This is a genomic window from Paenibacillus sp. J22R160 (assembly GCF_059692135.1).
On sequence record NZ_JCAUAU010000006.1, the window covers coordinates 37,759 to 52,902 of the forward strand.

Annotated in this window: 10 protein-coding genes; 5 read left to right on the forward strand and 5 right to left on the reverse strand. The window is 50.4% G+C overall.

Going from position 1 to position 15,144, the window contains the following annotated elements:
* Positions 1 to 36 precede the first annotated feature (36 nt).
* Positions 37 to 771 (forward strand): HAD family hydrolase, encoded by a 735-nt coding sequence (locus tag AC58UW_RS15580; RefSeq protein ID WP_497421562.1) that lies wholly within the window; start codon positions 37 to 39, stop codon positions 769 to 771.
* Positions 772 to 1,141: 370 nt separating this feature from the next.
* Here AC58UW_RS15580 and AC58UW_RS15585 read toward each other — a convergent pair whose 3' ends face one another.
* Together AC58UW_RS15585 and AC58UW_RS15590 are read right to left on the reverse strand one after the other, a co-directional pair.
* On the reverse strand, positions 1,142 to 2,089 hold the full coding sequence (locus AC58UW_RS15585; protein WP_497421563.1) for an ABC transporter permease: 948 nt from the start codon (positions 2,087 to 2,089) through the stop codon (positions 1,142 to 1,144).
* Positions 2,073 to 3,008, reverse strand: coding sequence for an ABC transporter ATP-binding protein (locus AC58UW_RS15590; RefSeq protein ID WP_497421564.1), 936 nt, complete (start codon positions 3,006 to 3,008; stop codon positions 2,073 to 2,075). Before AC58UW_RS15590 ends, AC58UW_RS15585 begins: the two co-directional genes overlap by 17 nt.
* Positions 3,009 to 3,145: 137 nt before the next feature.
* Between AC58UW_RS15590 and AC58UW_RS15595 the strand changes: the two genes are divergently transcribed.
* Positions 3,146 to 4,354 carry a sensor histidine kinase gene (locus AC58UW_RS15595; protein ID WP_497421565.1) on the forward strand — a complete coding sequence of 403 codons (1,209 nt, stop codon included), beginning with the start codon at positions 3,146 to 3,148 and terminating at the stop codon, positions 4,352 to 4,354.
* 83 nt (positions 4,355 to 4,437) lie between these two features.
* Positions 4,438 to 5,130, forward strand: a complete 693-nt coding sequence (locus tag AC58UW_RS15600; RefSeq protein ID WP_497421566.1) for a response regulator — start codon at positions 4,438 to 4,440, stop codon at positions 5,128 to 5,130.
* A gap of 362 nt (positions 5,131 to 5,492) precedes the next feature.
* On the opposite strand, the gene AC58UW_RS15605 is transcribed toward AC58UW_RS15600, so the two are convergent.
* Positions 5,493 to 5,963, reverse strand: a complete 471-nt coding sequence (locus AC58UW_RS15605) for a hypothetical protein (RefSeq protein ID WP_497421567.1) — start codon at positions 5,961 to 5,963, stop codon at positions 5,493 to 5,495.
* Between the two features lie 180 nt (positions 5,964 to 6,143).
* On the opposite strand from AC58UW_RS15605, the gene AC58UW_RS15610 reads away from it, so the two are divergent.
* Positions 6,144 to 7,421 (forward strand): MFS transporter, encoded by a 1,278-nt coding sequence (locus AC58UW_RS15610; RefSeq protein WP_497421568.1) that lies wholly within the window; start codon positions 6,144 to 6,146, stop codon positions 7,419 to 7,421.
* Between the two features lie 174 nt (positions 7,422 to 7,595).
* Here the strand turns inward: AC58UW_RS15610 and AC58UW_RS15615 are convergent, their stop codons facing one another.
* Entirely contained in the window at positions 7,596 to 9,080 is a 1,485-nt protein-coding gene (locus tag AC58UW_RS15615) for a glutamate synthase subunit beta (RefSeq protein ID WP_497421569.1), read from the reverse strand.
* A 68-nt stretch (positions 9,081 to 9,148) separates the two neighbouring features.
* Positions 9,149 to 13,741, reverse strand: a complete 4,593-nt coding sequence (gene gltB / locus AC58UW_RS15620) for a glutamate synthase large subunit (protein WP_497421570.1) — start codon at positions 13,739 to 13,741, stop codon at positions 9,149 to 9,151.
* Positions 13,742 to 14,155: 414 nt separating this feature from the next.
* Here gltB and AC58UW_RS15625 point away from each other — a divergent pair, with 414 nt between their 5' ends.
* Positions 14,156 to 15,133, forward strand: coding sequence for an HD domain-containing protein (locus AC58UW_RS15625; protein ID WP_497421571.1), 978 nt, complete (start codon positions 14,156 to 14,158; stop codon positions 15,131 to 15,133).
* Positions 15,134 to 15,144: the final 11 nt, after the last annotated feature.

Below are 15,144 nucleotides of genomic sequence, written 5' to 3' on the forward strand. Positions count from 1 at the left end.
GGAAATTCATTTCTAACTGATGCAGGAGACGCGCCTATGAAAGAACAATCGATACTTTTTGATCTTGATGATACATTAGTGCATTGTAATAAATATTTTGATGTGGTCATTGACCAGTTCGTTGATCTCATGCTGACTTGGTTTTCCGGGCACGGGCTTAACGCGCAAGACATTAAACAGAAACAGCTCCAAATTGATCTCGCCGGCATTCATATCCATGGCTTTATGCCAGATCGTTTTCCCAAATCGTTTGTTGAAACGTATCAATGGTTTAGCAGGCATTTCAACCGGAAAATGAGCGCCAAAGAAGAATCATGGCTGATGCAATTAGGCCACACCGTGTACGAATATACGGTCGAACCGTATCCGCTCATGAACGAAACGCTCGATCAGCTGAAGCAAGATGGGCATCGGCTCTTTCTGTACACAGGCGGCGATGCATCGATTCAAATGAAAAAAGTCAAGGACCTGAGCCTAGACACCTATTTTGATGACCGAATCTTTGTCACGGTGCATAAGACCAAGGAATTCATGGAAACGATCATGCATGAGCAAGGCTTTGATCGCAAACATACGTGGATGATTGGAAACTCCGTCAAAACGGATGTGCTCCCTGCCCTTCATGCGGGCATCCACTCCATCCACATTCCTGTCGAACAAGACTGGGCATACAACACAGGAACGATCGATATCGCGCCTCAAGGTGCGTTCTACCAGCTTGGTTCCTTGCAGGAAGTTCCCGCCACTATTCAATCGTATATCATGAAATAAATAACGCGATAACGCAAAAAGCTGTCCCTATAGTCATTAAATGACCGAGGGCAGCTTTATTTTTGTTTTTTAGGGCAGCCTTCTCAAATTAACGGGAAATACTGCCGCTATTTATTGGAATAACACAACTAAAACATGAATAACTGGAATTTCTCATGTTAATGGGACAACTGAGCTAGGAAGGCGCCGTATCCAGAGCTAATTAACGGTGTTTTTTCCAGTTAATTTACATCCCGAGCCAGGATTTGCTTGAAATAACGGGAGGATTTCCCGTTAAATGTTGAATCAGCTTAGTGAGGCGGGAATCTCCGACTTAAACGCTTCAGCTATGAGATACGAAGCTTCATACTGGAAAATCAGTATGTGAGGCTTACGCCGCCACATCGCGTCTGCGGAATATTTCCCAGGAAAGCAAGTTAAACAGCAGGAAGTAAACAACCAGGACGACAATGGAAAATCCAAGTGACATTCCCTCTGCAAGCGGCTGCCCGTCCAAATAAGGCGTAAGATCCGTATTGGCAAATAGGAAGTATTTGCCAAAGCTATATCTCAAGAGCAGCATGGCAATAACCTGTCCTGCGAACATGATAAATATGCTGAGACCGATGGCCAATGAGGAACTGCGGAATACAGTCGAGATCATAAACGCAAGCGTCACAATCATCACGAGCTCAATCAACTTCAACCCATAGGTCGCGAGCGTGAACACCAGCATGCTCCCTTCATGCACTTGCCCCTTTGCATCTACCGTCAGGTGAGGAAGCCCAAGGCTCTGAAAGCCGTATAGGAATCCATTCACGATGAGTGCCGTGATAAACATGACAATTAACAGGGTCGCAGCAAACAGAAGCGTTGTTATATATTTGGAAAGAAGGATTTTGGCCCTGCTGGCTGGACGAATAAGCAGCAGCTTGATCGTTCCCCAAGTGAATTCACCAGCCACCATATCCCCGGCAATAATGACCGTAAACAGCGTCACTAATATGATCATTCCAGAGGCCCGCAGCGCTCCGCCCCAGAGCGTATTATCCGTTGGCGGGAAATTATGATCCAGCATGTATTGCTGCAGCGCAATTTCTTCTCTCATCTGTTGTTTAAACTTTTCAGGAAGATCGACATTTTCCAGCTCTTTCTTATTATGCTCAATAGTTTCTGTCGCTCTAAGCTTCCACTGATCGCTTCCATCATTAGCGCCTGGATGAGAGACCAGACCAGCCAGGACGACAATGACGATCAGCAATAAGCCCAGTATCCATGTGCGCAGCCTGCGATAAATTTTCATCTGTTCATTTTGGATTAAATTAAGCAATCGGATCACTCCCCGTCATTTCTAAGAATTGATCCTCCAGCGACTTCGTTGCCGTACGGATTCCGTAAACCGCAATTCCTGCCTCTACAAATCGCTTGTTCCACAGGGCTGTTTCTTCCTTATCTATCATGAGGATCAGATCATCACCCTCTACCTCAGCCTTGACAGAATGTGCAGCAACCAGAGCTAGTGCCTTATCCGGCGACGACACTTCAAAAGCAACATGGAGCTTGCCATCCGACCGTGCATACTCTTTGATCAGCCTGACATCCACCAGTTTCCCGTTCTGAATAATGGCAACCCGGTCGCACATAAGCTCCATCTCCGCCAGTAAATGGCTGGACACAATGACCGATATGCCATCCTCACGCGTCAACTTGCGCAAATGATCGCGCAGCTCGCGAATACCAGCCGGGTCTAGACCGTTCGTAGGCTCATCCAGAATAAGCACATCCGGCTTATGCAGCAAAGCCTGCGCAATACCGAGTCTTTGGCGCATTCCCAAAGAATAGGTTTTCACCTTATCATGAATCCGGTTTTCCATCCCAACAAGCTCAATGACCTCTTGAATGCGATCCTCTCCTATTCCCGGAAACATTCTGGCGTAATGGACCAAATTGTGGTATCCGCTCAGAAACTTATACATCTCCGGATTTTCAACAATAGCGCCGACATGGCGAATCGCTTGTTCAAAATGAGTCCGAATCGAGTAGCCGCCAATCCGAATATCCCCTTCCGTGATCGACATGAGTCCGACCATCATTCGAATCGTTGTTGTTTTACCAGCCCCGTTCGGGCCTAGAAATCCAAAAACTTCCCCACGCGGGACGTCGAACGTTAATTGATCAATAATCGTCTTGGCGCCGATTCGTTTGGTAATCCGCTCGATTTGTACAATCGGCGATTGGTCTTGCGCTGCTGCTGCCATCATCTATCGCTCCCTACCGCTATAAGTCATAAGAGTCATACAGGATTGCTGCTGACAATATGACTGCGCTCACTATGGATTTTTCCAACAATTATGTACAATGATCTTATACGATTTAACCTAGAAGGAGTTCCTCTATGATTCAAAGAAGACCGTGGCATGGCGTGGAGTGGTCCTTATTTATCGTTTTGACCGGCTCTGTACTGCTAGGCCTGCTTTACGCACTGCTCCACATGAACGAAAATGAGCACGGTAATATCTTTTTAACCATATTAGCCCTGCTTCTATCCTATGGTGTTCCTTTTTTATTCTGGAGACCTACCTACATTAACACAACCATGTACCCGATTTCCGTATTGCTCACAGGTATTCCTCTACAAATCTATCTATCATGGATGCAAGAAGATGCCTACCTTACTATTAATTGCCCATTAATGGTCATTGGATTCCTCACGGATCGAAAAAATGCTTGGTGGGCTGCTCCAATCTCGCTGGTCGCGATGCCAGTTGCCTATTACTTGATCCTTCATCGAGATATGGGGATGGGCGTTAGTGAGTTGTTTAGCATCATCCTCAATGCGGTGCTGTTCTTCGCGATCGGCCTTAGCTTGCAGCGAGTTGTAACCTCTAATGAGAAGACAGAAAAGCTTTTAGCGGAAAATCAACGACAATACTATTTAATCCATGAGCAAAATAATGCCCTAGAGCAGTACGCCAACCAAATCGAGCAGTTGACGTTGCTGGAGGAACGCAATCGGATGGCTCGCGAGCTGCACGATACCGTCGGGCATACCTTTACTTCCGTCATCATGGGTATGGACGCTGTCTCCTATTTAATTGAAGCTGCGCCTGACAAAGCCAAAGAAAAGCTGGATGTCCTGCGGGGTGTCACCCGCAACGGTTTGGAAGAAGTGCGGCGCAGCATTCATCAAATGGTGCCCAAAGAAGGAGATATGCTGCTCTCGCAACAATTAACGAGGCTGGCTAACGAGTTTGCTCTCCATACCGGCACTCAGATCCGGTTCACGACTGTTGGCGAGGAATTTGAAATTCCTAAACAAACCAAGCTCTCGCTCATTCGCTGTTTGCAGGAATCCTTAACGAATGCCAAGCGGCATGGCCGTGCCACCACGGTCGAAATCAAGCTTAATTATGTGGAAGACGGTGTCGGCATTCGCATCGAGGATGATGGCGTTGGCACAGAGCAGCTCAAAGTCGGCTTTGGGATTAATGCCATGCAGGAGCGGATCTTTGCGCTGCAAGGTACGTTGCAGGTAAGCTCAGCCGTCGGTCAGGGGACCGTTGTCGAATGCTTCATTCCTGCTAAGCGCTTGCTTTCTTTTTAAATCCTTACTTTCAAGCTGTAGGCAGCGGGTGGTACAATATGGCTAACAACACCACAAGTAAGTTACGCTAGGAGGATTCCCGTATGAACAATGTCCCGCTGAAACTGCTCCTGGTCGACGATCAGGATTTAATACGAGAAAGCCTCCACATTGTGCTGGGCATGGACCCGGACATTGAAGTTGTGGGCTTAGCCGAGAACGGCCATATCGCCATCCAGCAGTGCGAAGAGCATCTGCCTGATGTCGTCCTGATGGACATTCATATGCCTGTCATGGATGGGGTCGAAGCGACCCGGAAGATCAAGGAGACATGGCCGCAAATCCGTGTTATTATCCTGACTACCTTCCAGGAAATCACCTATGTCGTTGACGCCTTGGGAGCGGGAGCTGAAGGCTATCTGCTCAAGGCCATTCATCCGAAGGATTTGGCCGCCGGCATCAAATGGGTGCATCAAGGCGGCACCCTCATCCCGCAGGATATCGCGAGAATGCTCGTCCAGCAAGCCAGAGGCGCTGCCGATCCTGCCGTTCGCGATGCGGAGTCCTCAAGATCAGCGAGCGAGGAGCCAGCTCGCACTGACGCTTACGGACTGAGCGAGCGCGAAGTACAGGTGCTGCACTGCATCGCTGACGGACTGAACAATAGGGAAATTGCCGAGAAGCTTTTCCTGTCCGAAGGCACAGTGAAAAATTACATTTCCAGCATTTACTCCAAAATGGACGTTCGCGACCGTGTGCAGGCTTCAAAGAAGGCGCATGAGGAAGGTATGCTTTAGGGTGAAGCAGCCCTGTGCGAAGCGGTAAAAGCAAAGAGCGATACAAGATGTGTTCTTGTATCGCCCTTTGTTGTTTTGGGGGTGAAGCGGGAGGGTTAAACTGCCAATACCGCACCGCATCGACCTGTTCCAGCCCTGTCCGATGCGATCCACAGGTTAAGGGAACTAGAGGCCGCTATTTAGCCAAAATCGGCTGTTTCAGCGGTTTCGCGGAACTACAGGGCCTTATTTGGCTTCCGGCACCTGTTTTTAAGCTTATAACCGTGAAATAGCGGAACGTAGTTCCCGCACATCTGCGATATGGCTATCTTCCTGATAATAGCGGACCGCAGTTCCTCTGATCCAAGCCGCGCAGCTTTTAACTACTCAAAGAGCTTTTCCAGAAAGCCCTTTTTTCTCTTGCGAATCTTCCGATAACTTTTCACTCGGGAATAAGTAGGCTGTTCCTCCGCCGAAGCTTGAACTTCCGAATACAGAGTCAATGCAGTTGAAGGCGCTTCTTCGATGACCTGCAGCTGGGTCCGTTCCTCATCCACAGGAGAGTCTTGTCTTCCGGCAACCCGGTTAATAATATGCTCATAGAGCTTATGCTCCATCTGATGATTCATTTGCCGAAGCAGCTGTTCCTGCTGCTTGTTATGGAGTTCATGGTGCTCATGAAGCTGAGATTGAAGATCGGCTACCTGCCGCGAAAGAAGGAGGACCACTTTTTGCAGTAATAACAGATGCTGTGTCCCCATAGGTTCATCCGCGTCAAATTCTGGAGCGTCCTCGCCATTCTCGGCTAACAGTGCATACAGCTCCGCAGCCGTCATGAGATTCTCTTTCTTCATGGGCTTCCTCCATTACCGTTTCATGTCGCAGCAACAGTTCCACTGCTTATCCATCTTATTGTACATGAAGTTGCGGAAATGTTCACCTTTTTGATTTCCCATTGACTTCCAATCGTGCTTCCACTATTCTTGGCCTATAATCTACTCAAACTATGAATTTAGCTGAAAGGGCATGTTCCTATGCAAATGGATACACAATTCAAAAAGAAGCCACGCATGTTGGATCAGTTCCTGCTTCCTTTTATCCAATCGCGCTCCTTCCCTTATTTATGGCTAAGCCAACTCATTTCGATGCTTGGCGGCTCTGTTACAACCGTTATTTTACCAATGGTCGTTTATTCACTCACAGGGTCAACGACGATGATGGGCTTGGTCATGACTGCCTATATGCTGCCCTACGTCCTCATGCTCCCCCTCTCGGGATGGATTGTCGACCGTTATGATCGCGTGAGAATTATGATGCTATCCGATATCGTCCGCTTCATCGTCATGTTGGCTATTGCAGTGCTTATATTCTCTGACACCTTGTCCGTCCGCATGCTTTTCGGCTTGGTAAGCCTTTATGGCCTTATGGAAGGGCTTTTTCACCCTGCTTATTCCGCAGTTCGAGCAACCGTGTTCACACCGGACATTCGCAATGCCGCCAATGCGCTGACACAAGTGAGCAATCAAGGGGTCAGGATCATAGGACCCATCCTAGGCGGGCTCATCATTTCCTCCATGTCTGCCAGTTATGGATTCGGCTTGGATGCGCTAACCTATCTAATCTCCTATTTGTGTCTGTTGTTGCTAGTAAAGAAATCGCTAGTTTCACGTCAAAATAAGCCAGAAACCTCAACAAGCAAGCTGTCCTTCGCATGGAAGCGTGAGTTCCTTGAAGGCATCACGATCCTCAAAGGTCATCCTTGGCTTTGGATTACGATCCTCGCCTTCTGTTTCATCAATATTTGCTACACAGGCATTATTGTCATTCTCGTCCCTTGGCTGTTCAAGGTTCATCTTGGGCTCGATCCACTCGCTTATGGGGTAGGCATCACTTGCTCCGGTGCTGGAGCTATTACGGCAGCACTTCTCTTTGGGTCCAAAAGGCAGTGGCATCACCGCGGCATAATCGCCTATGGCGCAGTGATCCTGAGCGGCGCTGCGCTGCTGATGATGACCTTCACTACGTCACCTATTGCGCTCTCGCTGCTCATGGCCGTCGAAGGCTTTGGGCTCATGATCTTCGGGCTCATCTGGGAGACCAGCCTTCAGGAGCTAGTGCCCCCCGAAGCTTTCGGTCGGGTGGTCAGTTTGGATTTGTTAGGCTCTTTTGCCTTATTGCCCTTGAGCTATTTCCTTGTCGGCTGGATTGCCGACCAAATTGGAGGCGTGATCACCATCACGATATTCGCTTCGATCGGCCTGGCCATTGTCGCCAGTGTGCTTTGTGTGCCGGCGATTCGGCGGTTCCAGTAGAAGGGGTGGCTATATCAGCCAGTCGCCTGAGTCAGTAAAATTTTATATCCAACCGAAATATCACAAATAAAGTCGGCTCAGTCCGTTAGACATAAAAGTATCGACAGACGAGCACGCCTGTTCAAATTGCAATAAAAAGGAAGGGCTCCTCCCGGAACCCTTCCTTCCTCCTATCTATGGCAAATTCGACGATCCCATCAAATAACGGTCAACCTCACGAGCCACCGCGCGACCCTCATTGATCGCCCAGACAACAAGACTTTGCCCGCGACGCATGTCGCCAGCGGCAAAAACACCTTCCACGCTCGTCGCAAACTTGCCGTACTCCGCCTTCGCGTTGGAACGCTCGTCTTTGGCGACGCCAAGCTGATCCAGCACCGTATTCTCCGGTCCTGTGAACCCCATCGCGATCAGTACCAGCTGCGCTGGATATACTTTCTCGCTGCCGGGCACTTCCACAGGCACGAACGCGCCCTTCTCGTTCTTCTGCCACTCGATCAGCACCGTGTGCAGCTCTTTCAAGTTGCCGTGCTCATCCCCCACGAATTTCTTCGTGTTGATCAAGTACTGGCGCGGATCTTCGCCTTGAACCGCAGCAGCCTCTTGTTGGCCGTAGTCTACTTTGAGGACCTTCGGCCACTCCGGCCAAGGATTGTTCACCGGACGCGTCTCCGGAGACTTCGGCATGATCTCGAACTGCGTCACGCTTTTGCACTTGTGGCGCAAAGAGGTGCCCACGCAGTCCGTCCCCGTATCACCGCCGCCGATGACGATCACGTCTTTGCCTTCAGCGGAGATAAATTCGCCGTCGGAATGCTCAGAATCCAGCAAGCTTTTGGTGTTCTTGCTGAGGAACTCCATCGCCAGGTGAACACCGCCAAGCTCGCGGCCTTCAATCGGAAGGTCACGGCCCTTGGTGGCTCCGCCGCACAGCACGATGGCATCGAACTCCTCTTGAAGCTTCTCAATCGGATAGTTCACACCGACGTGCGCGGAGGTAATGAACGTGACGCCCTCGGCTTCAAGCAGGTCCACACGGCGCTGGACGTACTTTTTGTCCAGCTTCATGTTCGGGATGCCGTACATGAGCAGTCCGCCCACGCGGTCCGCGCGCTCGAACACCGTCACCCAGTGACCGGCCTTGTTCAGCTGCGCTGCGGCAGCGAGTCCGGAAGGACCCGAGCCTACAACGGCAACCTTTTTGCCTGTGCGCACTTCAGGCGGCTCTGGCCTGATCCAGCCTTCAGTAAAGCCTTTATCGATAATGGCTTTCTCGATGCTTTTGATCGTAACCGGCGTGTCCTTAAGCCCCACGGTACAGGAGCCCTCGCATGGCGCCGGGCATACACGACCCGTGAATTCCGGGAAGTTATTCGTCTTGTGCAGACGATCCAGCGCTTCCCTCCATTGCCCGCGATACACGAGATCATTCCATTCCGGAATGAGATTGTTAACGGGGCAGCCAGCAGCCATGCCGCTAATCAAAGCTCCCGTGTGGCAGAATGGAATGCCGCAATCCATACATCTTGAACCTTGCGTCTGTAATTTATCATCCGTCAGCGGTGTCGCGAACTCTTTCCAATGGCCTATTCGGACCAGCGGAGCAGCCTCGGTTGCCACTTCACGGCGATGTTCTATAAAACCGGTTGGTTTACCCATGAACGTCTAATCCCTCCTAAGAGTTTTGCTTCAACAAAACTTACGCCGTAAGCCTCTGCTCTGATTCGTTAGTTCCCACCGACACGGGAAACATCCCGCATATTCGCCTCGAAAGCAACCATGATTGCCTCTTGCTGGCCAAGTCCGGATCGTTTCACCTTCTCGATGGCATCAAACATCCGCTTGTAGTCCTTCGGTATCACCTTCACGAACTTCCAAACGTATTCATCCCAGTGCTGTATGACGCGGTGGGCAACGCTGCTATCCGTAAATGTAGCATGATGCTGAATCATCGTTCTCAGTTCATTCATTTCAAAAGCTTCCTCGACTTGCTCAAGATGGATCATCTCTTTGTTCACCTTGTCGGCAAAATCGCCTTTTTCATCGAGTACGTAAGCTATTCCGCCTGACATCCCTGCTGCAAAGTTACGGCCAGTCGAGCCCAGAACAACAACACGGCCGCCTGTCATATATTCACAGCCATGATCGCCGACGCCTTCGACAACTGCGCGCACACCGCTGTTTCTAACACAGAAACGCTCACCAGCAATACCTCGAATATAGGCATCACCATCTGTAGCTCCATAGAAAGCCGTATTTCCGATGATGACATTCTCTTCTGGGATAAAAGTGGACTGGGCAGGCGGGAAAATAACAATCTTGCCGCCGGATAACCCTTTGCCCACATAGTCGTTCGCATCTCCTTCAAGGGAGAGCGTAATCCCCTTGGGCACAAAAGCGCCAAAGCTTTGCCCGGCTGAGCCGTTAAAGTGTAAACGAATTGTATCGTGCGGCAAACCTTCCACACCATGACGGCGCGTCACTTCACTGCCGACGATCGTGCCGACCACCCGATTCGTGTTAGCGATGTCCATGCTCACATGCACATGCTCCTTGCGCTCAATCGCGGGTTCGCAGACCTCAAGCAGCTTGCTAACATCCAAAGAGCGATCCAAACCGTGGTCTTGCGCCATTTGGCAGAATCGGCCTACGTCCTCACCGACATCCGGCTGATGCAGAAGCGGCGATAAATCAACACCTTTGGCTTTCCAATGCGCTACAGCTTGCTTAGACTCAAGCACATCTGTGCGGCCGACCATTTCCTCAATGGTGCGGAAGCCAAGCTCTGCCATCAGCTCACGCACATCTTGCGCGATGAAGGTCATGAAATTCACAACATGCTGCGGATCGCCGGCAAATTTCTTGCGAAGCTCCGGATTTTGCGTAGCTACCCCAACCGGACATGTGTCCAAATGGCACACACGCATCATCACGCAGCCAATTGTAATCAGCGGAGTTGTCGCGAAGCCGAACTCCTCAGCACCGAGCAGCGCAGCTACGACAACGTCGCGCCCTGTCATCAGCTTGCCGTCCGTCTCGACGGTGATACGGCTGCGCAGGTTGTTGAGCACGAGCGTCTGATGCGTCTCCGCCAGACCCAGCTCCCACGGCAGTCCCGCGTGACGAATACTCGTCTGCGGCGACGCGCCCGTTCCTCCGTCGTAGCCCGAGATGAGGACCACGTCCGCTTTCCCTTTGGCTACGCCGGCGGCAATCGTGCCAACACCAACCTCGGATACCAGCTTAACGCTGATTCGTGCACGAGGGTTGGCATTCTTGAGATCGTGGATCAGCTCTGCGAGATCCTCAATCGAATAGATATCGTGATGCGGCGGCGGCGAAATCAAGCCTACGCCTGGCGTAACACCGCGAACCTCGGCTACCCAAGGGTAAACCTTGGTGCCTGGGAGCTGACCGCCCTCGCCGGGCTTCGCGCCCTGCGCCATCTTGATCTGAATCTCGTCGGCATTGACGAGATAATGGCTCGTGACGCCGAAGCGGCCGGACGCCACCTGCTTGATCGCGCTGCGGCGCAGGTCGCCGTTCGCATCCGGCGTGAAGCGCTCCGGATGCTCGCCGCCCTCGCCGGTGTTGCTCTTGCCGCCGATGCGGTTAATCGCGATCGCGATCGTCTCATGCGCTTCTTTGGAGATGGAGCCGTAGGACATGGCTCCTGTCTTGAAGCGCTTAAAAATCGACTCGATCGGCTCCACCTCTTCGATCGGGATCGGCCCGCGGCCTGCCTTGAAGGTTAGCAGCCCGCGCAGTGCCATATATTTCTCATCTTCGCGCTTGATGAGCTTCGAGAAGTTCTTATACTGGGCGTAATTGTTAGTACGAACGGCCGATTGAAGGGCATGCACCGTTTCCGGTGTATACAGATGGTCTTCCCCGTCCCGGCGCCACTGCAAATCTCCGCCGGTATCGAGCACCTTATCGCGTCCCTCCTGCTCAGAGAAAGCACGCTGGTGACGAAGCACCGCTTCCTTCGCCACTACATCGATACCTACACCGCCAACCGGCGTATAGGTCCATGTAAAATACGCATCGACCAGCTCTTGGCTGAGACCGATCGCTTCGAAAATTTGCGCCCCGCGATAGCTTTGAATCGTGGAGATGCCCATTTTCGCCAAAACCTTCACGACGCCTTTGGTCACTGCCTTGATGTAGTTATAAGTTGCTTTATCATGATCGATGCCGACAAGCTGATTGCGTCTGATCATGTCATCTAACGTTTCCAAAGCCAGATACGGATTAATCGCGCCTGCGCCATAGCCAAGCAGCAAAGCAAAATGATGCACTTCGCGCGGTTCGCCCGACTCGACAAGCAAGCTGACTTTGGTCCGTGTGCCTTGTCGAATCAAATGATGATGCAGTCCTGACGTCGCCAGCAGCGCCGGAATCGGCGCCTTTTGGCCGTCCACGCCGCGATCCGAAAGAATTAACAGGGAAGCGCCATCCTGGATGGCCCCATCTGCAGCTGCATACAGAGCTTGCATCGCGCTTTCCAAGCCTGCAGTACCTTGAGCGGCCTCGAACAGCGTCGGCAGCGTTACCGTCTTAAAGCCGTCACGCTGAATATGACGCAGCTTCGCCAGTTCTTCATTCGAGAGGAACGGCGTTTTCAAACGAATTTGACGGCAGCTGGCCGGCTCAGGGCTTATGAGATTGCGCTCTGGCCCAATCGTTGTGCCCTGAGCTGTGATAATCTCTTCGAAATTCGCATCAATCGGCGGGTTCGTGACCTGCGCGAACAACTGTTTAAAATAGTTGTATAGCAGCTGCGGACGGTCCGACAGCACCGCAAGCGGCGCATCCGTACCCATGGAGCCGATGGGGTCTACGCCTGTTTTGGCCATAGGCTCAAGAATTTTGCGCAGCTGCTCAAATGTATATCCAAAGGCTTGCTGACGCTGCAAGACCGTATCATGATCGGAACCGAGCACGATAGGCGCATCATCCAGATCCTCAAGCGAAACGAGATGCTCGTTCAACCAGTCGCGATATGGCTGCTCGCTGGCAATGCCGCTTTTGATCTCTTCGTCCGCAACAATACGGCCTGCAACGGTATCAACAAGCAGCATGCGTCCTGGTCTGAGGCGATCTTTGTACAAAATTCGCTCAGGCTCAATATCCAAGACGCCAACTTCTGAGGCCAAAACGATTAAATCATCCGTAGTGACATAATAACGCGATGGACGCAAACCGTTACGGTCAAGAATAGCACCGATCTGACTGCCATCCGTGAAAGCAATCGCTGCCGGCCCATCCCATGGCTCCATGAGTGTGCTGTGGTACTCGTAGAACGCTTTTTTGGCGTCATCCATCGACTCATGCTTGGACCACGGCTCAGGTACCATCATCATTGCCGCATGCGGCAGCGAGCGTCCTGAAAGCATGAGAAATTCGAGCGTATTATCAAACATTTGTGAATCTGAGCCGTCGGTATCAATAATAGGAAGAATGCGTTTGAAATCTTCGCCAAATCGTTCTGAATCGCACATCGCCTGACGCGCATACATCCAGTTCACATTTCCACGCAACGTGTTGATCTCACCGTTATGAATCAGGTAGCGGTAGGGATGCGCACGCTCCCAGCTTGGGAATGTGTTCGTACTGAAACGGGAGTGAACGAGCGCAAGCGCGGACTCCACCTTCTGGTCCTGCAATTCCACGTAGTAAGCGTCAACCTGCTGAGGCGTCAACATCCCTTTATAAACAATTGTCCTGCTAGACAAGCTAGAATAGTAAAATTGCGCATCAGGAAGCGCTGATTTGATAGCGTTTTCAGAAAGTTTACGTATGACATACAGCTTCCGTTCAAAATCGAGATTGCTCGCCACACCCGCACTTGCTCCAATAAATACTTGGCGTACAAAAGGTTCTGCCGACTGTGCGGATTCTCCAAGTAAGCTGTTATCCGTAGGAACCGTTCGCCAACCTAAGAATTGCTGACCTTCCTCGCTAACAATGCGCTCAATGATTTTCTCGCATGCTTGGCGCGCCTCCAGATCCTGAGGCAAATAGACCATACCTACACCATAGTGACCTGCTGCAGGAAGCTTGATATTCTCCTCCGCACAAGCAATTTGGAGATACGCGTCCGGAATTTGCATCAAAATTCCCGCTCCGTCGCCTGTGTTCTGCTCACTGCCTTGACCACCGCGATGATCTAAATTGCAAAGTACACGAAGCGCTTGCTTGACGATTTCATGCGATTTAACACCCTTAATATTCGCGACAAAGCCAATACCGCAGGCATCATGCTCGAACTGAGGATCGTACAATCCTTGCTTGGGAGGTAACCCGTTTTTGGTCATGTTGTGCAACCTTTCTTTTCTGGTTTTTGGACACACTTTGTCCAATGTACGCTTTAAAGTATTACATTGTCGAAACATGGTGACGCCTATTCCATCCAAATATATTGAATAGTACAAATTGATGAAATAGTCCCAATATTTTTTATATTATATTAACACCAGAAATAGTATAGTTCAATCTAAATGTAAAGGTTTTCATTTTAATATTTTTATAAGATAGTCCTAAAAAAAGGAAGGACCATTTGAGGACGGCCATTTACCTCCTTTTTCATTGGATTTGCAGCTTGTCGTGCATGTTTTACGCTGCCTTTTCATACGCTCATGATAGCAAACTTTCTATGTTTCATGCTATGATAGCTAATGCGCTGAAATGAAATATACATCCAGATTCCACAGCCTAGGAGGAACGCTGCTTTGAGTCTACAGCATACTTTTTCGACTGGGATGATTTGGGAGCCCCTTTATAAGTGGCACATACCAGCCCATCCGGTTGAAGTCCAGCTTTTCCGTTCGCAGCCGGTTCGCCGCTTGAAGTTTTTGCATCACTTCGGGGCTTCTGCGCTTTTTTCACCAATGACCCATTCACGGTTCGAGCACACAGTTGGTGTGTGGTCCTTAGTGGCCCATTTTTGCCCAGACGAGCCTTTGCTGCGCATCGCTGCACTTTTGCATGACATCGGCCATTTGCCTTTCTCGCATGCGGTGGAACGAACACTCGGTTATGACCACCATCAACATACAGAGCGATTGATCCTGAACGGAACAGTTGCTGACATTCTAACTGAGCATGGTATCTCTCCAGCAGCGATCGTATCCATTTTGAATCAGGACAGCCCTCTGACGAATAAAACTTCCTTAATGGGACTCGATCATCTGGACAGTTTTCTGCGGGATATCTACTACGCAGGGCAGCAGCTCATGCCGCCTTCTGATCTCGTGCGAAAGCTTCGCCTTCGCGGGAATTATATAGAAACAGATGAAGAAACAGCGGCAGCCCTTATTCATGCCGTCGTGGAGGACCATCGTATTTTCCTTAGCCCGCCCTTCCTTGCCATGGATGCGCTGCTCGCCAAAGCGGTTGCTCATCACTGCGAAACGAACCCGGGTATGAAAGAACGGCTTCCCTCCTTGTTGGATCATGAGCTTATTCAGGAGTTGCTGCAAAGTGCAAACAGGGTAGCTAGGGACACGATGAATGTCTTGATGTACGAACCCCATCGCATTCAGATTACGGAAGAGCCAGTTAAAGGCAGTATAGAAGTCAATATTCGTAAAATATACAAGAAACAACCGCTGATCGGCGACAAGCCAGCTTCCGAAATAAGCTTCCAAGTCGCCGTGAAATTAGAAGAGCTTCAAGCTCTTTCAGCTACTTATTTTTTTAACATATAGTCATACATCCA